The following is a 22,400-nucleotide window of genomic DNA, read 5'->3' as shown; positions in this document are numbered from 1 at the left end:
GTCACAAATCACGGGTCAGCTCGTCGATGTTGTCGGAAAGTATCTCCAGCAGGGATCGTACATAGATATTGTTATTTCCCTGATGCCACATCGCGCTGAGGGGAAGGCCTTCGATATGTTTTTTGGGCGTGAGCGCAAGGTATTTCACGCCGTCCGCATTCATGTCTTTATAGGATGCAGGCACCAGAGCAATGCCGAGTCCTGCGGCAACAAAACTCAGGATAGTCTGCTTCTCTTCAGCATACTGCGCGATAACAGGCATGCTGCCACCTTCCTTGAAAATATTCATTGTCAGGTCATGGCTGTGACGCCGGGTGCGTCTTTCCGGCAAGATAACAGGCTCGTACCGAAAGTCATCGATACTGACTTCATCATAACTGACCAGCCGGTGGTTAGTGGGCACGGCGAGCACGCAAGTTTCATTGGCGATAAATCGCGTAGTCAGCATGGCATCAATGTGTTCCGGCGGGCGCACAAAAACCACATCCAGCCACCCTGAAATGAGTCGGGGGATAAGTTTGTGAGATTTATCTTCTGTAAGATGAATATCTGCTTCAGGAAAACGCCTGACGAAAAGATTAAGCAATTCAGGAAGTAATCCTTTGGCTGCGCTGTCGATAGCCCCGATCCGCAACGTTCTTTTCTGCAACAGGCTATTTTTCCGGAATCGCTGCCGTAGCGCATCGAAATCAGCAATGACCGTTTTGGCCTCATTTAAAAAGGCGGCGCCTTCAGGTGTTAGCGACACGTTGCGGGTCGATCGATTCAGTAGCCTGATCCCCAAATCATCTTCCAGTAGCTTAATAAAGCGACTCAGTGACGCAGGCATCATTTCGAGTTTACGGGCAGCCCGGCCAAAGTGAAGCTCATCACCTAATACCACAAAGCAACGTAGCTGATTTATATCCATTTTTTCACCAAAACCTGATTATACAAATTATTTATATAAAGCCGTGCCGATGATAAAGCGGTTCAAAACTTCATACTGGGATTATTACAAAACGATAACAACCCTACATCACTATGGAGCATCCCGTCATGAAAAACGACCTCGAAAAGAAGGTGATGCGTAAGGTTACCCTGCGCATTATTCCTTTCATCATGCTGCTGTACTTCATTGCCTTCCTTGACCGCGTCAACATTGGCTTTGCCGCCCTGACCATGAATCAGGATCTGGGATTTTCACCCACCGTTTTTGGTCTGGGCGCTGGCATTTTCTTCCTGGGTTATTTTCTGTTTGAGGTACCGTCAAACTTAATTCTTCATAAAGTGGGCGCCCGCATCTGGATCGCCCGCGTCATGATCACCTGGGGGTTCGTCTCTGGCTGCATGGCTTTTGTGCAGGGCACGACGAGCTTCTACATTCTGCGTTTTCTGCTCGGCGTGGCGGAAGCCGGTTTCTTCCCGGGTATCATTCTCTATCTCAGCTACTGGTTTCCTGCCGCCAGGCGTGCGCAGGTCACTGCCATCTTTATGGCCGCAGCCCCCCTGTCGACAGCACTGGGATCGCCGGTTTCGGCCGCTTTGCTCGAGATGCATGGCTTCCTCGGCTACGCCGGCTGGCAGTGGATGTTTGTACTGGAAGCTTTCCCGGCGCTGGTGCTCGGTGTTGTGGTTTTGTTCTTCCTGACGGATCGTCCGGCCAAGGCCAAATGGCTGACTGATCAAGAGCGTGCCTGGCTGGAAAACGCCATGCAAGACGAGGAGCGGGCGCGGGCGGCAAAACAGAGCCATTCCAGCGCATGGCGGGGACTGGCGGATATACGCGTCCTGGCGCTGGCGCTGGTCTATTTCGGTACCTCCGCCGGGCTGTATACGCTTGGCATCTGGTCCCCGCAAATTATTCGCAGTTTCGGTGCTTCCTCGCTGGAGATTGGTTTCCTGAACGCTTTTCCGGCGGTGATCGGCGTCATCGCCATGATCCTCTGGGCGCGTCATTCCGATCGAACCAAAGAGCGCAGCTGGCACGTCATTGGCGCCTGCCTGCTGGCGGCGGCCGGACTGATATACGCCGGTAACGTCAGCACATTGTTTACCGTGATGCTTGCCTTAACGCTGGTCACTGTGGGGATTAGCGCATCAAAACCCCCTCTGTGGAGCATGCCAACCCTGTTCCTCAGCGGCCCGGCTGCGGCCGCTGGCATTGCCGCTATCAACTCCATCGGCAACCTCGGCGGTTTCGTCGGCCCGATGATGATTGGCGTGATCCGCGAGCAAACCGGTAGCTACAGCTGGGGCCTGTATTTTGTCGCCGGATTGCTGGCGCTCTCGGCCCTCGTGGTCGTGATTCTTTCTGCCAGAGCGAACAAATCGCCGACGGCAGAGCTTCCACATCCTCATACTCATTAACTGGAGAAGTAACGATGCGTCACTACAAAATTGCTGCCATCCCTGCGGACGGTATCGGACCGGAAGTCATTTCGGCAGGTATTGAAGTCTTGCACGCGCTGACGCGCCACGATCCGCAACTGAAATTTGATATAGAGACCTTTGACTGGGGGTCAGACTATTACAAAAAACATGGCGTGATGATGCCGGAAGAAGGACTGAACATGCTGAAAGCATTCGATGCCATTTACTTCGGCGCGGTGGGGGCACCGGATGTCCCTGACCACATCACACTCTGGGGCCTGCGGCTGCCTATTTGCCAGGGCTTTGACCAGTACGCCAATGTGCGACCCACCAAAATTCTGCCGGGCGTCACTTCACCGCTGCGCAACCGCGGGCCGGGCGATCTTGACTGGGTCATCGTGCGTGAAAACTCTGAAGGTGAATATTCTGGTAACGGCGGCCGTGCGCACCGTGGTTTACCTGAAGAAGTCGGTACCGAAGTGGCAATCTTTACCCGTGTTGGGGTGACACGCATTATGCGCTATGCCTTCAGACTGGCGCAGTCCCGTCCACGTAAGCTGCTGACCGTGGTGACCAAATCCAACGCCCAGCGCCATGGTATGGTGATGTGGGATGAGATTGCCGCTGAAGTGGCGCAGGAATTCCCGGATGTGCAGTGGGACAAAATGTTGGTCGATGCCATGACGCACCGTATGACGTTGCATCCCCAGACCCTGGATACCATCGTTGCCACCAATCTGCACGCCGATATCCTTTCCGATCTGGCTGGCGCGCTGGCGGGTAGTCTGGGCGTAGCGCCGACCGCGAATATTGATCCTGAACGCCGCTTCCCTTCCATGTTCGAACCGATCCATGGTTCCGCATTCGATATCACCGGCAAAGGGATTGCGAACCCCATTGCCACTTTCTGGACCGCGGTACAGATGCTTGAACATCTGGGCGAACGCCATGCCGCTGCGCTGATTATGGAAAGCATTGAGTATGTGTGTGAAAAAGGCATTCTGACGCCAGATGTCGGTGGCTCAGCCAATACCGCGGAGGTGACACGCGCCGTGGTGCACTACATTGACGCTAAAGCTGACATTGCCGAGACCGCATAACCATGAATAACGAACAGGCTGCAGAGATCCTGCAGGATATCTTTCAACATGCGGTCAACAGTGCCCGCGCCGGGCCGGTGACCCTGGCTAACCTGCCGGAAAAACCTCGCGGCCGTTGTGTGGTGATCGGTGCGGGTAAAGCGTCCGCGGCAATGGCGGCTGCCGTGGATGCGGCCTGGCCGGATGTGGCGGTGTCGGGCGTGGTGGTGACGCGTTACGGTTACGCGGTTCCTGCGGGCCGCATCCGCATTATTGAGGCGGCTCATCCCGTATCAGATGCCATGAGCGAGGTTGCCGCAATGCTGATTGTGGAGACGCTGCGCGGTTTAACTGCCGATGATCTGGTGCTGGCATTGATTTCAGGGGGAGGGTCGGCGCTGATGGCGCTGCCCGCCCCGGGGTTAACGCTGGCAGATAAGCAGACCATCACCCGGGCCCTGCTCCATAGCGGGGCCAGCATCAAAGAGATGAATCTGGTACGTCGTCATCTCTCAGCGGTGAAAGGCGGAAAGCTGGCGACCATGGCGCAACCAGCGCGCATCGTATCACTGATTATCAGCGATGTGCCTGGCGATGATCCGACGGACGTAGCGTCTGGCCCCACCGTTGCCGATAACAGCGCACCACGTGATGCGCTCCGGGTACTGCAGCGGTATGGCATTGCGATCCCGAAGCCCGTTAGCGAACGGCTAAACCAGCCGGCCGGCCCGGTGGAAAACGCCGCGACAGGCGAGGTCAGGCTTATCGCCACGCCGGCGATGGCGTTAGCGGCGGCGGGGCTGGCCGCACGACAACATGGGCTCACCCCCCTTATTTTGGGGGATGCGATAGAAGGTGAAAGCAGGGAAGTGGCGGTGGTCATGGCCGGTATGGCGAAATCGGCGAAGCAGTATGGTCACCCGATTTCAGGGCCTGCTGTGCTGTTGTCAGGTGGCGAAACCACGGTGACAGTAAACAACACTCAGCCTGGAAAAGGGGGCCGCAATACCGAGTTTTTACTCAGTCTGGCCTGTGCGCTCCAGGGGGAACACGGTATCTGGGCCATGGCGGGAGATAGCGATGGTATTGATGGCACAGAAGATGCCGCAGGTGCGATTGTCTTCCCGGATACGCTTGCGCGCGGCAAGCTGAGCGGTCTTAATGCAGTGCAATATCTGGATGGCCATGATAGTTACTGCTATTTTCACGCGCTTAATGATTTGCTGATCACCGGCCCGACGTTAACCAACGTCAATGATATTCGGGCAATATTGATTGCCTGACTGTATCGCTCTCCTGTGCCAGGGAGAGCGATATTTTTCCCTTTCTACATTGTTCAAATCTTCGGTATCCGCCCGCCATCCATTTCCACGCTAAAGCGCATCGCCTGGCGCCAAGGTGTCGATCATCGTTCCGTCTGATGTGTTGGCGTGCAAGATGACATGGAGGGGAAGGTAACGCGAGGAGATCGCCGCCTGGCGCGATACCAGGCGGCTGATGGTCAGGCGGTTTTGGTCGCCGCCTTCAGGCTCTGGACGAAGGCTTTCAGTTCGTCGAGCATGGTCTGCGGCTCATCGAGGTGGCGTTCGATGATTTTGACGATGGCGGAACCGGAGATAGCCCCGGCGGCTCCGGCGTCAATGGCGGCGCTCACCTGCTCCGGCGCGGAGATACCAAAGCCCTGCAGCGGCGGCGCGGCGTGATATTCCGCCAGCTTCTCCACCAGGTGGTGCAGCGGCAGTGCGGCGCGATTTTCCGCACCCGTCACTCCGGCGCGCGACAGCAGATAGGTGTAGCCGCGGCCATAAGAAGCAATCTGGCGCAGTAAATCGTCATCCGCATTGGGCGGGCAGATGAAAATCGGCGCGATGTTATGGCGCATCGCCGCCTGGCGGAACGGGGCGGACTCTTCCACCGGCACGTCGGCCACCAGCACCGAGTCGACGCCAACGCGGGCGCACTGGGCATAGAACGCATCGATGCCCGGGCTGAAGACGAGGTTGGCGTACATCAGCAGGCCGATTGGGATGGTCGGATGCTTCTGGCGGATCGCCGCCAGCATCTCAAAGCACTGCGCCGGGGTCACTCCCGCGGCGAAGGCGCGCAGGGCCGCGCCCTGGATGGTCGGGCCGTCCGCCAGCGGGTCGGAGAAAGGGATCCCCAGCTCAAGGGCATCGGCGCCGCCTTCGATCAGCGCATCGATAATTTTGAGCGACTGCTCCGGTCCCGGATCGCCAAGGGTGACAAAGGGAACGAAGGCGCCTTCCTGGCGATTTTTCAGTTGGGCAAACAGCGTCTCATAGCGTTCCATCAGATTTCCCCTCGCGCTTTCAGGATGTCATGTACGGTGAAAATGTCTTTGTCGCCGCGACCGGAGAGGTTAACCACCAGCAGCTGCTCTTTTTCCGGGTTCTCGCGCATCATCTTCAGCGCGTGGGCCAGGGCGTGAGAGGACTCCAGCGCCGGGATAATCCCTTCGTGGCGGGAGAGCGCTTTAAACGCATCCAGCGCTTCGTTGTCGGTGATCGACACATAGTCAGCGCGACCGGTGCTGTTCAGAAACGCGTGCTGCGGCCCAACGGACGGGAAGTCCAGCCCGGCGGAAATGGAGTAAGACTCTTCGATCTGGCCGTCGGCGGTTTGCATCATCGGCGACTTCATACCAAAGTAGATCCCCACGCGGCCATGCTTCAGCGGCGCGCCGTGCTCGCCGCTTTCGATACCGTGCCCGGCCGGTTCCACGCCGATCAGGCCGACGTTGGTTTCATCAATAAAGTCGGCAAACATGCCGATGGCGTTTGACCCACCACCAACGCAGGCGATCACCGCGTCCGGCAGACGTCCCTCTTTTTCGAGGATCTGCGCTTTAGTCTCTTCGCCAATCATACGCTGGAATTCACGCACAATGGTCGGGAACGGATGCGGACCGGCGGCGGTGCCCAGCATATAGTGCGCCTTCTCGTAGCTACCAGACCAGTCGCGCAGCGCCTCATTACAGGCATCTTTCAGCGTGGCGGAGCCGCTGTGCACCGGGATCACCTCGGCGCCCATCAGGCGCATACGGAAGACGTTCGGCGACTGGCGCTCGACGTCCTTGGCGCCCATGTAGATACGGCATTTCAGGCCGAGCAGGGCGCTGGCCAGCGCTGAGGCGACCCCGTGCTGACCGGCGCCGGTCTCGGCGATAATTTCGGTTTTGCCCATCCGTTTGGCCAGCAGGGCCTGGCCCAGCACCTGGTTGGTTTTGTGCGCGCCGCCGTGCAGCAGATCTTCGCGTTTCAGGTACAGGGTGGTGCGAGTACCTTCGGTCAGATTCCGGCATTTGGTCAGGGCCGTCGGACGTCCGGCGTAGTTTTTCAGCAGGTCAGTGAATTCCGCCTGAAAGGCCGGGTCCTTCTGCGCGCTGACAAAGGCTTCTTCCAGCTGGCGCAGGGCGGGCATAAGGATCTGCGGCACATACATGCCGCCGAATTCGCCGAAGTAGGGGTTCAGTAAAGTGCTCATTATTGCTCCTTAATATGCGCGCAGCGTCTGGAATACGGAGGCCAGCTTGCTGGCGTCTTTCATCCCGGGTTGCGACTCTACGCCTGAATTGAAATCGAGTCCGGCACAGCCGCTTTTGGCCGCTTCCACACAGTTATCGGCACCCAGGCCACCCGCCAGCATGACGTTGCGCAGATCCTGGCCCTGCAGCAGGCTCCAGTCAAAGCGCTGACCGCTGCCGCCCTGGCCGTTGTCGAACAGGTACTTGTCGACATGGCGGAGCGTACGGGCCGGGAGGGTTTCACCAACGCTCAGCGCTTTCCAGATACGGACGTTGTCCGCGAGGGCGTCGCGCAGCGCGTCGATATAGGCCTGGTCCTCATCACCGTGCAGCTGCACGGCGGCCAGCCCCAGAGCCTGCGCGCGGGCGACCACCTCGTCCAGCGGCGCATTGCGAAACACGCCGACGTACTGCAGCGGCGCAGCGGCGATCACCGCTTTGGCCTGGGCGTCATTCACCGCCCGCGGCGAAGTCGGGACGAAAATCAGGCCACCGTAGATGGCGCCGGACTCCCAGGCCACCTGGGCATCCTGCGGGCGCGTCAGGCCGCACACTTTATTCTCGCCGAGCAGCACACGTTTAACCGCCGCTTCCAGATCCGCCTGTTCCATCAGGGCGGAGCCGATCAGGAAGCCGTTGGCGAAGTGGCTCAGCTCGCGCACTTCAGCATAGGTATGGATGCCGGATTCGCTGATCACCGTGACATCCGGGCCGAGACGCGCCGCCAGCTGACGGGTGCGGTTAAGGTCAATCGACATATCGCGCAGGTCGCGGTTGTTAATGCCCACCACCTTCGCCTTCAGGGCGATGGCGCGCTCCAGCTCCTCTTCATTGCTGACTTCGGTCAGCACACCCATATTCAGGCTGTGCGCCACCGCGGAGAGCTGGCGGTACTGCTCATCGTCGAGCACCGAGAGCATCAGCAGGCAGGCATCGGCCTGATAGTAGCGCGCCAGGTAGATCTGGTAAGGGTCGATGGTGAAGTCCTTACACACGATCGGCTGCGGCGCGACCTTGCTGACGATCGGCAGAAAATCGAAACTGCCCTGGAAATATTTCTCATCACACAGCACTGAGATCGCCGAGGCGTAGTGTTTGTAGATGCTGGCGATCGCCGCCGGATCGAAATCTTCGCGAATCAACCCCTTCGACGGCGAGGCCTTTTTGCACTCGAGAATAAACGCGGTGCGGGTGCCGGCCAGCGCGTCATAGAAATTGCGCTGCGTCGGGACCACTTCATTCTGAAAACTGGCTAACGGTTGTTGTTGTTTGCGGGCTTCTACCCAAATCGCTTTGTCGGCAACGATTTTTGCTAAAACGGTCTGCATTCTTTACCCTCTTGCCGCTAAGGCGGTCACTCTGTCATAGGCCGCGCCGCTGTGCAGCACATCCAGTACCTGCTGAGCGTTAGCTTTCAGATCTTCATGCCCGTGTAAACGCATCAACATGGCGACGTTGGCGGCGACGGCGGCTTCGTGAGCGGCTTCACCTTTACCTTGTAGCAAGCGCGTCAGAATGTCACGATTTTCTTCCGGCGTGCCGCCCGCCAGCTGCGCCTGATGGTAAGGCGTCAGGCCGAAGTCGTCAGCGGTCAGCTGATAGCTTTTGATTTCCCCGTTATGCAGTTCGGCCACCACCGTGGGCGCATGCAGCGAGACTTCATCCATCCCACCGCTGTGCACCACCGCCGCGCGCTGATAGCCCAGCACGCGCAGGGTCTCGGCGATCGGCAACACCAGTTCCGGGCTGTAGACGCCAATCAGCGCCAGCGGCGGATGCGCCGGGTTGATCAGCGGCCCCAGCACGTTAAACAGGGTGCGGGTCTTCAGCTGCTGACGGACCGGCATCGCGTGGCGGAAACCGGTGTGGTATTTCGGCGCGAACAGGAAACAAACCCCCAGCTCATCGAGCGCCGCGCGGGATTTATCGGCGTTCATATCGAGATTGATGCCGAAGGCCGCCAGCAGGTCAGAAGAGCCTGATTTACTGGAGACGCTGCGGTTACCGTGTTTCGCCACTTTCAATCCACAGGCCGCAGCGACAAAGGCGCTGGCGGTGGAGATATTGATGCTGTTGCTGCCGTCGCCACCGGTGCCGACGATGTCGGCAAACAGGTAGTCCGGGCGCGGGAACGGCGCGGCGTTTTCCAGCAGCGCGGTGGCGGCGCCGGCAATTTCCTGCGGCTGCTCGCCGCGCACTTTCATACTGACCAGCGCGGCGGCCAGTTGCTCAGGCTTCACTTCACCGCGCACGACGGCGGAGAACAGCTGGTGGCTCTCCTGCTGGCTCAGGGTTTCCGCCTGATAGAGCTTCTCAAGGATCGGCTGGAGGGTGTTAGTGTGCTCCAGCTTCTGCAGCGCCCAGGCCAGGGTCTGCTCCAGCAGCCGTGCGCCCTGAGTGGTAAGGATCGATTCCGGATGGAACTGGAAGCCGCACACCCGGTCCGCATCGTGACGCACCGCCATCACCATACCGTTGAAATTGGCGTTAATCGTCAGCCCGGCGGGAATATTGCTGCCAACCAGCGAGTGGTAACGCGCCACCGGCAGTGGGTTAGCCAGACCGGCAAACATGGCCTGGCCGTCGTGCTCAATGCTGGATGCTTTGCCATGGAGGATCTCGCCCGCCTGGCCGACATAGCCGCCGTAGGCTTCGACAATAGCCTGATGACCGAGGCAGATGCCGATGATCGGCAGCTTGCCACGCATACGGGTCAGCAGTTCCGGCATGCAGCCAGCTTCGCTCGGCGTACCCGGGCCCGGGGAGAGCATCAGCACCGGGTTGTCCATGGTGCCCAGACGCTCAATCAGCGCCTGCGCCGGGACGGAGTTACGGTAAATCACCACGTTATGACCATTGGCCCGCAGCTGGTCTGCCAGGTTATAGGTGAAAGAATCGATATTATCGAGCAGCAGAATGTCAGCCATCAGAAAATCTCCTTCGCGTGATGGGCCTGGGCAATGGCGCGCAGCACCGCGCGGGCTTTATTTCGGGTCTCATCCGCTTCCGACTGGGGAACCGAGTCGAGCACAATGCCGGCTCCGGCCTGGACGGTAGCGATCCCCTCCTGCACATAGGCGGAACGGATGACGATGCAGGTGTCGAGGTCGCCGTGGGCGGTGAAATAGCCCACCGCGCCGCCGTAGCTGCCGCGGCGTTTACCTTCGGCGGCGGCAATCAGCTGCATGGCGCGGACCTTCGGTGCGCCGCTGAGGGTGCCCATGTTCATGCAGGCGCGGTAGGCGTGCAGCACATCGAGGTCCTGACGCAGTTCGCCGACCACGCGGGAGACCAGATGCATCACGAAGGAGTAACGGTCAACCTTCGTTAAATCGGCGACATAGCGGCTGCCCGGGGTACAGATGCGGGCCAGGTCATTACGCGCCAGGTCCACCAGCATCAGGTGTTCGGAAAGCTCTTTATGGTCAGTGCGCATTTCCAGTTCGATGCGGCTGTCAAGATCGCGATCCAGCGAGCCGTCGGCGCGGCGGCCGCGTGGCCGGGTGCCGGCGATAGGGTAGATCTCAATCTGACGGCTGACGGCATCATATTTCAGCGAACTCTCCGGCGAGGCGCCGAACAGGGTGAAATCGTTGTCCTGCATAAAGAACATGTACGGGCTGGGGTTGCTCTTCTTCAGCACATCATAAGCGGCCAGCGGCGACGGGCAGGGCAGCGAGAAGCGACGGGAAGGGACTACCTGGAAGATTTCCCCGGCGCGGATCGCGCGCTGCATTTTACGCACCACCGCGCCGTACTCTTCATCGCTCTGGTCAACGTCGCACTGCATTTCGGCCACAGTGGTGACCGGCAGCGGCGCCGGCGGCTCGTTCAGCTGCTGACGCAGCTGGCTCAGGCGCTGCTCCAGGCGCTGTTTTTCACTCTCCAGCGGGGTGAACAGGCTGGCCTGAATGCGGGTATGCTTGGTCTGATGGTCGATGACCAGCAGAGTTTCTGCCAGATAAAAGCAGTAGTCCGGGCAGGCGGTGTCGCTCTGCAGCGGTGGAAGATCTTCAAAGCCGGCGACCAGGTCATAGGCGAACAGGCCGCCGAAGAACATCGCTTCACGCTCGTTGGCCGGGACGGTCACCAGCTCCTGCAGGAGACGGAAGGCGTCAAACACCGACAGTGAGCAGAGGCGGGCGTCTTCATCGAGCAGGGTGCTGACCGCGGGGAAGGTCAGGATGCGGCCGTTGGGCTGGCGCTGATTGGCGATCCCGGAGGGCAGCGCGCCGTCCAGCAGTTCCAGCAGCGCGGCGCCGTTAGCGGAAAGCGCCTGAATAGTGACAGTGTCACCAAGAGCGGTGATGCGCAGCGCGCTGTCGACCAGCAGCAGGCTTTTTAAGTCATCTTTGCTGTCGATATCAGCGGATTCCAGCAGCAGCGTGGCCGGACGGGCGCCACACAGTTGGTGGAATAACGCCGTCGGGTTCTCCCGGTAGATGGCGTCGCTGGTGAGAAGCTCGAGTGCCGGTTTGGATGTTTGCATTATTGTTCTCGCCTGTTCGTATTATTTTTGTCCAATAAAAAGCCCGCTCATTGGCGGGCCGGGTATCTGTATGCTGAATGCAAAACGCGATCACGCCGCCCGTTATCAGGAGGTGCGCCACCAGCTGTGCAGAGTGATAAAGTGCATTTTCATCGTGATACCCCTTCATGTGAACTTGCGTACTAGTTAACTAGTTCAATGGAATAAAGTCAACCCTTGTTTGCAGATTTTCTCTGCCTGTCGGTATGATAATGCGCTTATTTACGTTGATGTCCAGCAGGAGTCCTTTTGAGCGACAGCCAATACGCAGTGATTTACGATCTGCACAGCCATACCACCGCCTCTGACGGGCGGCTGACTCCGCAGGAACTGGTCCATCGCGCCCATGAGATGCGCGTAGGCACCCTGGCGATCACCGACCATGACAGCGTGGCGGCGATCCCGGCCGCCCGGGAAGAGATCGCCCGTGCCGGATTACCCTTAACGCTGGTAAACGGCGTCGAGATTTCGACGCTCTGGGAGAATCACGAAATACATATCGTGGGTCTGAATATTGATATTGCGCACCCGACGATGACCGCGCTGCTGGAGGAGCAGAAAGCGCGACGCCAGCTGCGGGGCCAGATGATTGCCGAGCGTCTGGAGAAGGCGCGGATCCCTGGCGCCTGGGAAGGGGCGCTGCGGCTGGCGGACGGTGGCGCCGTCACCCGCGGCCATTTTGCCCGTTTTCTGGTGGAGGCCGGCCATGCGAAAAACATGGCGGAGGTCTTCAAAAAATACCTTGCCCGCGGGAAAACCGGTTACGTGCCGCCGCAGTGGTGTACAATAAAACAAGCGATTGATGTCATTCATCATTCTGGCGGCAAGGCGGTGATAGCCCATCCCGGGCGCTACGATCTCTCCGCCAAGTGGTTGAAGCGGCTGTTGGCCCACTTTAGCGAGCAGGGCGGTGATGCCATGGAAGTGGCCCAGTGTCAGCAGGCGCCCCATGAACGCGCCCAGCTGGCCACCCTGGCCGTGCAGTTTGGTCTGCTGGCGTCACAGGGCTCCGATTTTCATCAGCCCTGTGCGTGGATCGAGCTTGGCCGTAAGCTCTGGCTTCCTGCCGGCGTGGAAGGCGTCTGGCACAGCTGGGAAGCGGCCGCCGAATAAAAATTGAGAGGGAAGTATGAGCCAGTTTTTTTATATCCATCCGGATAACCCGCAGGCGCGGTTGATTAACCAGGCGGTGGAGATTGTGCGTAAGGGCGGGGTGATCGTTTATCCTACCGACTCCGGCTACGCCCTGGGCTGCAAAATTGAAGACAAGGGCGCGATGGAGCGGATCTGCCGTATCCGTCAGTTGCCGGACGGCCACAACTTTACCCTGATGTGCCGCGATTTGTCCGAGCTGTCAACCTACGCTTTTGTCGACAACGTGGCGTTTCGTCTGATGAAAAACAACACGCCGGGCAACTACACCTTTATCCTCAAGGGGACCAAAGAAGTGCCGCGCCGGCTGCTGCAGGAGAAACGTAAAACCATCGGCATGCGCGTCCCGTCTAACCCTATTGCTCAGGCGTTGCTCGAAACTTTAGGCGAACCGATGCTGTCCACGTCGCTGATGCTGCCTGGCAGCGACTTTACCGAGTCCGACCCGGAAGAGATCAAAGATCGTCTGGAGAAAGTGGTGGACCTCATCATTCACGGCGGCTTCCTTGGGCAGCAGCCGACCACGGTTATCGACCTGACGGAAGATACCCCGGTGGTGCTGCGCGAAGGCGTCGGCGACGTGAAGCCTTTCCTCTGATCGTCATCGTCGGGCGGTGGTTCATGCTCCGCCCGGCACCCCGCGTTTCCTTCCTGACGGCACGACAATCAACCACAGCGCCAGACCGATCAGCAGTGCGCCGAGAATCAGCCCTTTTTGTATGGTTTCTCCGAGGCACAAATAGCCCCACAGCGCCGCAAAAGGTGGGATCAAAAAGGTCACGGACAGCGAACGCAGCGGTCCTATATCAGCAATCAGGCGAAAATAGAGAATATACCCTGCTGCTGTACAGACCACGCCCAGCATGGCTATCGCTATCCACGGCAGGCTCTGTCGCCAGTCTATGACCGGACCATACCAGCCTGACCAGAGAAAGAAAGGCAACAGAAACAGCGTGGCGCCGACCTGACTGCCCAACGCAACGCGCTCAGCCTCAAGGCCGCCCCGCTGCTGGATCCAACTGCGGGTCAGAAAGCCGGCCAGACCGTAACAGGCGGTCGCGGTCAGGCAGGCGCCAATCCCCGGCAGCAGGAGGGCGGCGCTAAGGCCAGATGTCGGGCGCGCGATCACCGCCACGCCAATGGCGCCCAGTATCGCGCCGCCGCCTTTGCGCAGGGTTAACGGTTCTGCAAAGCATAACGCGCCGATCAGCACCCCCATCATCGGCGCCGTGGCGTTGAGCGTGGCGGAGTACCCTGCCGGCAGCCACTGTGCGGCAAGGCAGTACATCAGAAAAGGAAGGCCTGAATTAATGACCCCCAGCTTCAGAGTGGATATGAATTTTCCCTGATACCCGCTCCATTTACCCTGCACACCGAGTAACAGCCCGAGCGCGATAGCGGCAAACAGTACGCGAAGAAAAGCGCTGGTCATCGCCCCGAAGGCCGGGGTGGTGATGCGCATAAACAAAAAACTGGCGCCCCAGAGAGCGGCGAGCAGCAGCAGGCGGCCATAGTCGATAACACGCATGATTGACTCCTTGTATTCACGAAGGAAGTCAACTGTAGAACTCACGTGCAGCGTCCGACAAACGCGTTATGCTTACATGATTAAGTTATTCTTAACTGAGATGCCATGTCGATAAAACTTCCACCGCTGAATGCGCTGCGCTGCTTTGAAGCGGCGGCACGGCTGCTTAGTCTGAAGCAGGCCGCCAGTGAGCTTTGCGTTACGGCAAGCGCCGTCAGCCAGCAAATTGCCCGCCTCGAGGAAGCGCTGAATACCCCGCTTTTTATTCGTACTCCCCGACAGTTACAGTTAACGGAGGTGGGGGAGATCTACCTGCGGGCCGTTCAGCCCGCCTTTCTCCAGATAGCCGCCGCCACCCAGCGCCTGCAGGTGCCCGCGGGGCCAGAAAAGGTGACGCTCAGCTGTACCAGCGGCTTCGCCATTCAGTGGCTGCTGCCGCGGCTGGCTGATTTTGAACGACGTTATCCAAAGATTGAGATCCAGATCGTATCCCGGTCTGCAGTCCGCAACTGATTGCTCCGCGCCGGTCCCTCGCCGGTGCGGGCGATCTGCTGCAGTATCCGCTGCTGCACGATGAGCATCGTGAAGACTGGGCGCTGTGGTGTGAGGCTGTGGGGCTGGAGCCGGACCGCGCGCGCCGCGGTCCGGTGTTCACTGATTCCAACGGCGTGACGGAGGCGGCGTTCGCTGGTATGGGGATGGCATTACTGCGACGTTCATTCATAGCGTCTGCGCTGACGCAGGGGCGGCTGGTTAATCCTCTGGCGCAGCCCATCGCCTGTCCGCTGGCCTATCATCTGGTTTACCACGAGACCGCGCTGCTGGCGCCTGCCAACCGCTGTTTTCGCGACTGGCTGCTCGGCCAGCGCCCGGCTGTTGTTGAGGAGGGCGCGCAGTGAGGAGGATCACTGTCCGGTAAAGATCTCTATGTGTGAAGGCGCACAGGAGAATGAGGAAAATCTGTTCCATACTCAAGGTGCGATACGGCGAACAGAAGCTTTCCCGACGAAGTTAGTGTAGTATGTTCGGCCACGATTACGGGCTCGCGGTGAATGTTTTGCGCATGCCAGCGAGACTTTACGTAAAAAGTATATACGTAACAATGAGTTGTTCATACAGGCCTCATTGTTTCATAAAGCATACCAGACGCCTGGGAAGGCGACACCTTAAGGAAGCTCAATGAGCGAGAAACTGCAAAAAGTGCTGGCCCGCGCCGGCCACGGCTCCCGCCGTGAAATTGAAGCGAAAATCGAAGCTGGCCGCGTCAGCGTCGACGGAAAAATCGCCACCCTCGGCGATCGTGTGGAAATCGTCCCCGGTTTAAAAATTCGTATCGATGGTCATCTGATCTCGGTGAAAGAGTCTGCTGAGCAGATCTGTCGCGTGCTGGCTTACTATAAGCCGGAAGGCGAGCTGTGCACCCGTAACGATCCGGAAGGGCGCCCGACGGTGTTTGATCGCCTGCCAAAACTGCGTGGCGCGCGCTGGATTGCCGTTGGCCGTCTGGACGTGAACACCTGTGGCCTGCTGCTGTTCACCACCGATGGCGAACTGGCAAACCGCCTGATGCATCCGAGCCGTGAAGTCGAGCGTGAGTACGCCGTTCGCGTTTTCGGCCAGGTGGATGATGATAAGCTGCGTCAGCTGTCTCGCGGCGTGCAGTTAGAAGATGGTCCGGCAGCATTTAAAACCATCAAATTCACCGGCGGTGAAGGGATTAACCAGTGGTACAACGTCACCCTGACCGAAGGGCGTAACCGCGAAGTGCGTCGCCTGTGGGAAGCGGTCGGCGTGCAGGTCAGCCGTCTGATCCGCGTGCGCTATGGCGATATTCTGCTGCCGAAAGGCCTGCCGCGCGGCGGCTATACCGAACTGGACCTGGCGCAGACCAACTACCTGCGCGAGCTGGTGGAGCTGACGCCGGAAACCAGTTCTAAAGTTGCCGTCGAGAAAGACCGTCGCCGGATGAAAGCCAATCAGATCCGTCGGGCGGTGAAGCGTCACAGCCAGACCAGCGCTAACCCGCGCCAGGGTAACAACAGCAACCGTCGTTCCAGTACTCGCAATAAGACCAACGGTTAATGTTGTGCGTTCCGGTGGATTGCCGCCGGAACGCGTACTGCCTTTCGCCGTACCAGGCCCTCAGTAGTCAATTCCCATCTGCGCTTTAATCCCGGCATCAAACGCATGCTTGACCGGACGCAGTTCGCTGACGGTATCCGCCAGTTCAATAATATCGCGATGGCAGCCGCGGCCGGTAATGATCACCGACTGATGGGCAGGACGCTCACGCAGGGCGCTTAGCACCGATTCCAGCGGCAGGTAATCGTACGCCACCATGTAAGTCAGCTCATCCAGCAGCACCAGATCGAGCTGGTCGTCAGCCAGCATACGGCGGGCATGCTCCCAGACCGCCAGACAGGCGGCGGTGTCGCTGTCGCGATCCTGGGTGTTCCAGGTGAAGCCTGTCGCCATCACCTGAAATTCGACGCCGTGGGGTTCCAGCAGGTTACGCTCACCGTTAGGCCAGGTCCCCTTAATAAACTGGATCACGCCGACTTTTTTGCCGTGGCCGACGGCGCGGGTCGCGGTGCCAAAGGCGGCGGTGGTTTTGCCTTTGCCGTTGCCGGTAAAGACCATCACAATGCCGCGTTCGTCCTGGGCTGCCGCCACCCGGGCGTCAACTTTATCTTTCAGCCGCTGCTGGCGTTCGCGGTAGCGTTCATCACTCATTGGGCAATTCCTGGCTTACGGCCCGGTTGGGCGTCAAAGGTCATTCCCGTCTTGCGGCGACTGTCGTCACCCATCAGCCATAGATAGACGGGCATAATGTCAGCGGGGGTCTTCAGTTTTAGCGGATCTTCCGTCGGGAAGGCGCTGGCGCGCATCCCGGTGCGGGTGCCGCCGGGGTTGATGCAGTTCACCCGCAGATGACGGCTTTGGTACTCGTCGGCCAGCACCTGCATCATCCCTTCGGTGGCGAATTTGGAGACCGCATAGGCGCCCCAGTTGGCGCGGCCCTGACGGCCAACGCTGGACGAGGTGAAGACCAGCGAGCCCGCATCCGAACGGAGTAATAAAGGAAGAAGCGCCTGGGTCAGCATAAAAGTGCCATTGACGTTCACCTGCATCACCTGCTGCCAGACCTCCGGCTTCTGCTCGTCCATGGGGCAGATGTCGCCGAGCAGGCCGGCGTTGTGCAGCACGCCGTCAAGACGGGGATAGTGCATACTTATCTGCTGCGCCAGCTGCTGGCACGCCTGCGGCGTGCAGGTTAGCAGGTCGAGGGTAAACCAGCGGGCGGGAATGCCGCCCTCGCGTTCAATCTCCTGGGCGACGGCGCGCAGTTTTTCGTCGTTGCGGCCAAGCAGAATCACGCTGGCGCTATAGCGCGCGTAGGTCAGGGCCGCTTCACGACCAATCCCGTCGCTGGCGCCGGTGACCAGGATGATGCGATCTTTCAGCAAGTGGCGTTGCGGTTGATAATGCACGGCGACTCCTTGGGCGATCGGTTCCCGATCGCGCTTCATCTTTGGTATCTCACTTTTGCGCTGTTATGCCTGAAAGTGCTCGCCATTGCAATCGGCGAAGCGGAAAGTATTCAGAAAATTAATATCTTGCAACGATTTCAGCCTCGCTGAAAAAAAACGGAATCCGCTGCGCACAAGACACAAAGCACAAAGACTTCTCGCCAGGGGCTGATGTACACTGTGCAGCAACGTCAGTGCTTTACACAAGGTGAAAACGTGGAATTACTTGCTCAGTACGGCTTATTTTTAGCCAAGATCGCGACGGTTGTCGTCGCTATCGCGGTGATTGCCGCTATTATCGTCAACCTGGCCCAGCGTAAGAAGCAGCGCGGCGAACTGCGGGTGACCAATCTTAGCGAGCATTACAAAGAGATGAAGGAATCGCTGGCGGTGGCGCTGCTTGACGGCCCGCAGCAGAAACAGTGGCATAAAGCGCAGAAGAAAAAGCAAAAACAAGAGGCGAAGGCCGCGAAGGCGCGGGCGAAGCTGGGTAACGTGGAGCCGGAAGGCAAGCCGCGCGCCTGGGTGCTGGATTTCAAAGGCAGCATGGATGCCCATGAGGTCAACAGCCTGCGGGAAGAGATCACGGCGGTGCTGGCGGCGGCGAAAGCGCGTGACCAGGTGGTGATTCGTCTGGAAAGCCCCGGCGGGGTGGTACACGGTTACGGACTGGCAGCCTCTCAGCTGCAGCGGTTGCGCGACAAACAGATCCCGCTGACGGTGGCGGTTGACAAAGTGGCGGCCAGCGGCGGCTATATGATGGCTTGCGTGGCCAACAAAATTGTGTCGGCGCCGTTTGCGATCCTTGGCTCCATTGGCGTGGTGGCGCAGATCCCTAACCTCCATCGCTTCCTGAAGAACAAAGATATTGATATCGAACTGCATACCGCCGGGCAGTACAAACGGACGCTCACTATGCTGGGCGAAAATACCGAAGAAGGGCGGCGCAAGTTCCGTGAGGATCTCAATGAGACGCACCATCTGTTCAAGGATTTCGTCCATCGGATGCGTCCTGGACTTGATATTGAGCAGGTAGCTACCGGCGAGCACTGGTACGGGGTGCAGGCGCTGGAAAAAGGGCTGGTGGATGCGGTTGAAACCAGCGATGAGCTGTTGCTGGGGCTCATGGAGAGCCACGAGGTGATCGGGGTGCGTTATCAACAGCGTAAGAAAATGCTCGACCGCTTCACTGGTAGCGCCGCGGAGAGCGCCGATCGACTTCTGCTGCGCTGGTGGCAGCGCGGTCAGAAACCGCTGATGTAAACAACATAACGCGAGGCCAGGGCCTCGCGTTATCGTTTCCACTGGCCTTAATCGACCAGGTGATACTTGTCCGACAGCTCGTGGGCGAGGTACTTAAACATGTTAAATACCGCCGTACTCTTCGGCGTCGGTAAACCCTGCTCGTCAAGATAAAACTCACCGCTAAACACCAGGACATTGTTGCGCTGAACGACGTCGGTGGCTTCGATACCGGCTAACGTATCCTCATGTTCGCGAATAAGTTTGTTGGCTTTTTCGAGCAGCGTCTGGCGATCGATAGGTTGGGTTGTACCTTGCATAACGGACTCCTCTTTTTCTCCGCGCGTAGTTTACGCCGCGCGGCGGCGTGGGGCAAATTTTCCATGGACAAAACAGGGGTAATCGTAACCAGTGGAGAAACAGCCGTTTACTGGCGGGTTTCGCTTTTGCATGCTAATAAAGTTGCGTAACGAATTTTATCAGGTACAGTGTGACGCTTTCGGCGATCTGGCAACAGATTTGCTTGACATTCGGCCAAAAATTCTTCGTGCTATGTCACCTGACGAAAAAAAGTCAGCAAACTCAAACGCCTGGTTTTACGGAGATGAAGCGGGTGTTCAGGGTTGATATTCACCGACGGTGCCGCAACATATGAGGCAGTCGCCAGTGGAGGGTGTATGAATGTGCGATGTATTCCTGGATGAATCAAATTAGGTAAAGGTGAATATGGGTAAAGCTCTCGTTATCGTTGAGTCCCCGGCAAAAGCCAAAACGATCAATAAGTATCTGGGTAATGACTACGTGGTGAAATCCAGCGTCGGTCATATCCGCGATTTGCCGACCAGTGGATCAGCTTCCAAAAAGAGCACCGACTCTACCGCCACCAAAGGGGCTAAAAAGCCTAAAAAGGACGAACGTGGTGCTCTGGTTAACCGCATGGGCGTGGACCCATGGCATGACTGGAATGCGCACTATGAAGTACTTCCGGGTAAAGAAAAGGTAGTTTCAGAACTCAAACAGTTGGCGGAAAAAGCTGACCACATCTATCTCGCAACCGACCTTGACCGCGAAGGGGAAGCCATTGCCTGGCACCTGCGGGAAGTGATCGGCGGCGATGAACAGCGTTACAGCCGCGTGGTGTTCAATGAGATCACCAAAAACGCTATTCGTCAGGCCTTCGAAAAGCCGGGCGAACTGAATATCGATCGGGTTAACGCCCAGCAGGCGCGCCGCTTTATGGACCGCGTGGTGGGCTATATGGTCTCGCCGCTGCTGTGGAAGAAAATTGCCCGTGGTCTTTCTGCCGGGCGCGTGCAGTCCGTTGCGGTCCGCCTGGTGGTGGAACGTGAGCGTGAAATCAAAGCCTTCGTCCCGGAAGAGTACTGGGAAGTTGATGCCAGCACCACCACGCCGGGCGGCGACGCGCTGCCTCTGCAGGTGACTCACAAAGACGATAAGCCGTTCCGTCCGGTCAGCCGTGATGAGACCATGGCGGCGGTATCGCTGCTGGAAAAAGCCAGCTACAGCGTGCTGGAGCGAGAAGACAAGCCGACCAGCAGCAAGCCGGGCGCGCCGTTCATCACCTCCACGCTGCAGCAGGCGGCCAGCACCCGTCTCGGCTTCGGCGTGAAAAAGACCATGATGATGGCTCAACGTCTCTATGAGGCGGGGCACATCACCTATATGCGTACCGACTCCACCAACCTGAGTCAGGACGCGCTGAACATGGTTCGCGGTTATATCAGCGACAACTTTGGCAAAAAATATCTGCCGGAGAGCGCTAACCAGTACGCCAGCAAAGAAAACTCGCAGGAAGCGCACGAAGCGATTCGTCCTTCTGATGTGAGCGTGCTGGCGGAAACGCTGAAAGATATGGAAGCCGATGCGCAGAAGCTCTATCAGCTGATCTGGCGCCAGTTTGTCGCCTGTCAGATGACGCCGGCGCAATACGATTCCACCACGTTGACCGTGGCGGCGGGCGATTTCAAACTGAAAGCGCGCGGTCGTACCTTACGTTTCGACGGCTGGACCAAAGTGATGCCGGCGCTGCGCAAGGGCGATGAAGACCGGACGCTGCCGGTGGTTAAACAGGGCGACCGCCTGAGCCTGGTGGAGCTGACGCCTGCGCAGCACTTTACCAAGCCGCCGGCGCGCTTCAGCGAAGCTTCGCTGGTCAAAGAGCTGGAAAAACGCGGTATCGGCCGTCCTTCCACCTACGCTTCGATCATCTCGACCATTCAGGATCGCGGCTACGTGCGGGTGGAAAACCGTCGTTTTTACGCGGAGAAAATGGGCGAAATCGTCACCGATCGGCTGGAAGAAAACTTCCGCGATCTGATGAACTACGACTTCACCGCGCAGATGGAAGATCGTCTCGACCAGGTGGCCAACCACCAGGCCGAGTGGAAAGAGGTACTGAACCACTTCTTCGGCGATTTTACCACTCAGCTGGAGACCGCAGAGAAAGATCCGGAAGAGGGCGGCATGCAGCCGAACCCGATGGTGCTTACCAGCATCGACTGCCCGACCTGTGGACGTAAAATGGGCATCCGTACCGCCAGCACCGGTGTTTTCCTCGGCTGTTCGGGCTATGCTCTGCCGCCGAAAGAGCGTTGCAAAACCACCATCAACCTGGTGCCGGAAAACGAAGTCCTCAACGTGCTGGAAGGCGATGACGCGGAAACCAACGCGCTGCGTGCCAAACGTCGCTGTCAGAAGTGCGGGACCGCAATGGACAGCTACCTTATCGATCCTAAGCGTAAACTGCACGTGTGTGGTAATAACCCGACCTGTGACGGCTATGAGATTGAAGAGGGCGAGTTCCGCATCAAGGGCTATGACGGTCCGGTAGTGGAGTGCGAGAAGTGCGGTTCTGAAATGCACCTGAAAATGGGGCGTTTCGGCAAGTACATGGCCTGTACCAACGACGAGTGTAAGAATACGCGTAAGATCCTGCGCAACGGCGAAGTGGCTCCGCCGAAGGAAGATCCGGTGCCGCTGCCGGAGCTGCCGTGCGAGAAGTCTGACGCGTACTTTGTGTTGCGCGACGGGGCGGCGGGTGTCTTCCTGGCGGCCAACACCTTCCCGAAATCACGGGAAACGCGTGCGCCGCTGGTGGAAGAGCTGTACCGCTTCCGCGATCGTCTGCCGGAAAAACTGCGCTATCTCGCCGATGCGCCGCAGCAGGATCCGGAAGGTAATAAAACGCTGGTGCGCTTTAGCCGTAAAACGAAACAGCAGTATGTGGCTTCCGAAAAAGAGGGCAAAGCGACCGGCTGGTCAGCCTTCTTTATTGACGGTAAATGGACTGAAGCCAAAAAGTAATCGTGCAGTATCAGGCAGGAAAAGCGCGCTTTTCCTGCACTAACGGCCGGCAGAGGCAGTGGATGCCTCTGCCGCGTTGTTTCCCCTTCTGGATGGTCTTTTCTTCCCCTTATAACCACCT

At 58.5% G+C, this 22,400-nt stretch carries 18 protein-coding genes, 1 pseudogene and 1 other annotated feature; of the genes and pseudogenes, 9 read left to right on the top strand and 10 right to left on the bottom strand.

Translation table 11 applies throughout. The features are described 5' to 3' along the window. Nucleotide 1: 1 nt before the first annotated feature. The gene (locus tag R0140_RS16535; RefSeq protein ID WP_008807770.1) at nt 2-910 is read right to left on the bottom strand and encodes a LysR family transcriptional regulator; all 909 of its coding nucleotides are present in this window, start codon (nt 908-910) and stop codon (nt 2-4) included. 128 nt (nt 911-1,038) lie between these two features. Between R0140_RS16535 and R0140_RS16530 the strand changes: the two genes are divergently transcribed. Genes R0140_RS16530 through R0140_RS16520 form a run of 3 tightly spaced genes read left to right on the top strand, consistent with a single transcriptional unit; the run spans nt 1,039 to nt 4,714 of the window. Next, on the top strand, nt 1,039-2,349 hold the full coding sequence (locus tag R0140_RS16530) for an MFS transporter (RefSeq protein ID WP_038422371.1): 1,311 nt from the start codon (nt 1,039-1,041) through the stop codon (nt 2,347-2,349). Between the two features lie 14 nt (nt 2,350-2,363). Next, nucleotides 2,364-3,452 carry a tartrate dehydrogenase gene (locus R0140_RS16525; RefSeq protein ID WP_008807772.1) on the top strand — a complete coding sequence of 363 codons (1,089 nt, stop codon included), beginning with the start codon at nt 2,364-2,366 and terminating at the stop codon, nt 3,450-3,452. Between the two features lie 2 nt (nt 3,453-3,454). Further along, the gene (locus tag R0140_RS16520) at nt 3,455-4,714 is read left to right on the top strand and encodes a glycerate kinase type-2 family protein (protein WP_016160769.1); all 1,260 of its coding nucleotides are present in this window, start codon (nt 3,455-3,457) and stop codon (nt 4,712-4,714) included. A 218-nt stretch (nt 4,715-4,932) separates the two neighbouring features. Here the strand turns inward: R0140_RS16520 and trpA are convergent, their stop codons facing one another. From trpA to R0140_RS16495, 5 genes are read right to left on the bottom strand one after another with little or no spacing between them, the layout of a single operon-like run. Further along, complete coding sequence (gene trpA, locus R0140_RS16515; RefSeq protein ID WP_002901728.1) at nt 4,933-5,742, bottom strand: tryptophan synthase subunit alpha; 810 nt, start codon at nt 5,740-5,742, stop codon at nt 4,933-4,935. Next, nucleotides 5,742-6,935 carry a tryptophan synthase subunit beta gene (gene trpB / locus R0140_RS16510; protein WP_012968449.1) on the bottom strand — a complete coding sequence of 398 codons (1,194 nt, stop codon included), beginning with the start codon at nt 6,933-6,935 and terminating at the stop codon, nt 5,742-5,744. The genes trpA and trpB overlap by 1 nt, the downstream gene beginning before the upstream one ends. A 9-nt stretch (nt 6,936-6,944) precedes the next feature. After that, nucleotides 6,945-8,303 carry a bifunctional indole-3-glycerol-phosphate synthase TrpC/phosphoribosylanthranilate isomerase TrpF gene (gene trpCF, locus R0140_RS16505; RefSeq protein ID WP_317703864.1) on the bottom strand — a complete coding sequence of 453 codons (1,359 nt, stop codon included), beginning with the start codon at nt 8,301-8,303 and terminating at the stop codon, nt 6,945-6,947. 3 nt (nt 8,304-8,306) lie between these two features. Continuing rightward, complete coding sequence (trpD, locus tag R0140_RS16500; protein WP_004148109.1) at nt 8,307-9,902, bottom strand: bifunctional anthranilate synthase glutamate amidotransferase component TrpG/anthranilate phosphoribosyltransferase TrpD; 1,596 nt, start codon at nt 9,900-9,902, stop codon at nt 8,307-8,309. Continuing rightward, nucleotides 9,902-11,464 (bottom strand): anthranilate synthase component 1, encoded by a 1,563-nt coding sequence (locus tag R0140_RS16495; protein ID WP_012542057.1) that lies wholly within the window; start codon nt 11,462-11,464, stop codon nt 9,902-9,904. The genes trpD and R0140_RS16495 overlap by 1 nt, the downstream gene beginning before the upstream one ends. Nucleotides 11,465-11,497: 33 nt before the next feature. Beyond that, nucleotides 11,498-11,593, bottom strand: a sequence feature (Trp leader region). 159 nt (nt 11,594-11,752) lie between these two features. On the opposite strand from R0140_RS16495, the gene rnm reads away from it, so the two are divergent. Together rnm and R0140_RS16485 are read left to right on the top strand one after the other, a co-directional pair. After that, complete coding sequence (gene rnm / locus R0140_RS16490; RefSeq protein WP_008807777.1) at nt 11,753-12,616, top strand: RNase RNM; 864 nt, start codon at nt 11,753-11,755, stop codon at nt 12,614-12,616. A gap of 16 nt (nt 12,617-12,632) precedes the next feature. After that, entirely contained in the window at nt 12,633-13,253 is a 621-nt protein-coding gene (locus tag R0140_RS16485) for an L-threonylcarbamoyladenylate synthase (RefSeq protein ID WP_008807778.1), read from the top strand. A gap of 21 nt (nt 13,254-13,274) precedes the next feature. On the opposite strand, the gene R0140_RS16480 is transcribed toward R0140_RS16485, so the two are convergent. Continuing rightward, nucleotides 13,275-14,183: a DMT family transporter gene (locus R0140_RS16480; protein WP_032735356.1), complete on the bottom strand. Its 909-nt coding sequence runs from the start codon at nt 14,181-14,183 to the stop codon at nt 13,275-13,277. Between the two features lie 111 nt (nt 14,184-14,294). Here R0140_RS16480 and R0140_RS16475 point away from each other — a divergent pair. Further along, nucleotides 14,295-15,082 (top strand): annotated as a pseudogene (locus tag R0140_RS16475) (LysR substrate-binding domain-containing protein). A gap of 280 nt (nt 15,083-15,362) precedes the next feature. Then, nucleotides 15,363-16,265 (top strand): 23S rRNA pseudouridine(2605) synthase RluB, encoded by a 903-nt coding sequence (gene rluB, locus R0140_RS16470; RefSeq protein WP_008807781.1) that lies wholly within the window; start codon nt 15,363-15,365, stop codon nt 16,263-16,265. Between the two features lie 60 nt (nt 16,266-16,325). Here the strand turns inward: rluB and cobO are convergent, their stop codons facing one another. Together cobO and R0140_RS16460 are read right to left on the bottom strand one after the other, a co-directional pair. Further along, complete coding sequence (gene cobO / locus R0140_RS16465) at nt 16,326-16,916, bottom strand: cob(I)yrinic acid a,c-diamide adenosyltransferase (protein ID WP_002901749.1); 591 nt, start codon at nt 16,914-16,916, stop codon at nt 16,326-16,328. Continuing rightward, on the bottom strand, nt 16,913-17,674 hold the full coding sequence (locus R0140_RS16460) for a YciK family oxidoreductase (RefSeq protein WP_012542052.1): 762 nt from the start codon (nt 17,672-17,674) through the stop codon (nt 16,913-16,915). Before R0140_RS16460 ends, cobO begins: the two co-directional genes overlap by 4 nt. 255 nt (nt 17,675-17,929) lie before the next feature. Between R0140_RS16460 and sohB the strand changes: the two genes are divergently transcribed. Continuing rightward, a complete protein-coding gene (gene sohB / locus R0140_RS16455; RefSeq protein ID WP_008807783.1) occupies nt 17,930-18,976 on the top strand; it encodes a protease SohB in 1,047 nt (348 codons plus the stop codon). A 47-nt stretch (nt 18,977-19,023) separates the two neighbouring features. Here the strand turns inward: sohB and R0140_RS16450 are convergent, their stop codons facing one another. Continuing rightward, entirely contained in the window at nt 19,024-19,275 is a 252-nt protein-coding gene (locus R0140_RS16450) for a YciN family protein (RefSeq protein WP_002901761.1), read from the bottom strand. Between the two features lie 406 nt (nt 19,276-19,681). Between R0140_RS16450 and topA the strand changes: the two genes are divergently transcribed. Then, a complete protein-coding gene (gene topA / locus R0140_RS16445) occupies nt 19,682-22,279 on the top strand; it encodes a type I DNA topoisomerase (protein WP_008807785.1) in 2,598 nt (865 codons plus the stop codon). Nucleotides 22,280-22,400: the final 121 nt, after the last annotated feature.

Source organism: Klebsiella sp. w6, assembly GCF_033100215.1.
GTDB classification, from domain to species: Bacteria; Pseudomonadota; Gammaproteobacteria; order Enterobacterales; family Enterobacteriaceae; genus Klebsiella; species Klebsiella variicola.
The sequence above is the reverse complement of the archived record's forward strand: the minus strand, read 5'-3'. Positions and strand labels throughout refer to the sequence as shown.

Bases quoted from the DNA above. Each gene is read 5' to 3' on its own strand.
- R0140_RS16450 (WP_002901761.1), bottom strand. From the start codon at position 19,275: ATGCAAGGTACAACCCAACCTATCGATCGCCAGACGCTGCTCGAAAAA.
- R0140_RS16530 (WP_038422371.1), top strand. From the start codon at position 1,039: ATGAAAAACGACCTCGAAAAGAAGGTGATGCGTAAGGTTACCCTGCGC.
- R0140_RS16535 (WP_008807770.1), bottom strand. From the start codon at position 910: ATGGATATAAATCAGCTACGTTGCTTTGTGGTATTAGGTGATGAGCTT.
- trpD (WP_004148109.1), bottom strand. From the start codon at position 9,902: ATGGCTGACATTCTGCTGCTCGATAATATCGATTCTTTCACCTATAAC.
- trpA (WP_002901728.1), bottom strand. From the start codon at position 5,742: ATGGAACGCTATGAGACGCTGTTTGCCCAACTGAAAAATCGCCAGGAA.
- rluB (WP_008807781.1), top strand. From the start codon at position 15,363: ATGAGCGAGAAACTGCAAAAAGTGCTGGCCCGCGCCGGCCACGGCTCC.
- R0140_RS16520 (WP_016160769.1), top strand. From the start codon at position 3,455: ATGAATAACGAACAGGCTGCAGAGATCCTGCAGGATATCTTTCAACAT.
- trpB (WP_012968449.1), bottom strand. From the start codon at position 6,935: ATGAGCACTTTACTGAACCCCTACTTCGGCGAATTCGGCGGCATGTAT.
- R0140_RS16485 (WP_008807778.1), top strand. From the start codon at position 12,633: ATGAGCCAGTTTTTTTATATCCATCCGGATAACCCGCAGGCGCGGTTG.
- R0140_RS16525 (WP_008807772.1), top strand. From the start codon at position 2,364: ATGCGTCACTACAAAATTGCTGCCATCCCTGCGGACGGTATCGGACCG.
- R0140_RS16480 (WP_032735356.1), bottom strand. From the start codon at position 14,183: ATGCGTGTTATCGACTATGGCCGCCTGCTGCTGCTCGCCGCTCTCTGG.
- R0140_RS16495 (WP_012542057.1), bottom strand. From the start codon at position 11,464: ATGCAAACATCCAAACCGGCACTCGAGCTTCTCACCAGCGACGCCATC.
- topA (WP_008807785.1), top strand. From the start codon at position 19,682: ATGGGTAAAGCTCTCGTTATCGTTGAGTCCCCGGCAAAAGCCAAAACG.
- trpCF (WP_317703864.1), bottom strand. From the start codon at position 8,303: ATGCAGACCGTTTTAGCAAAAATCGTTGCCGACAAAGCGATTTGGGTA.
- cobO (WP_002901749.1), bottom strand. From the start codon at position 16,916: ATGAGTGATGAACGCTACCGCGAACGCCAGCAGCGGCTGAAAGATAAA.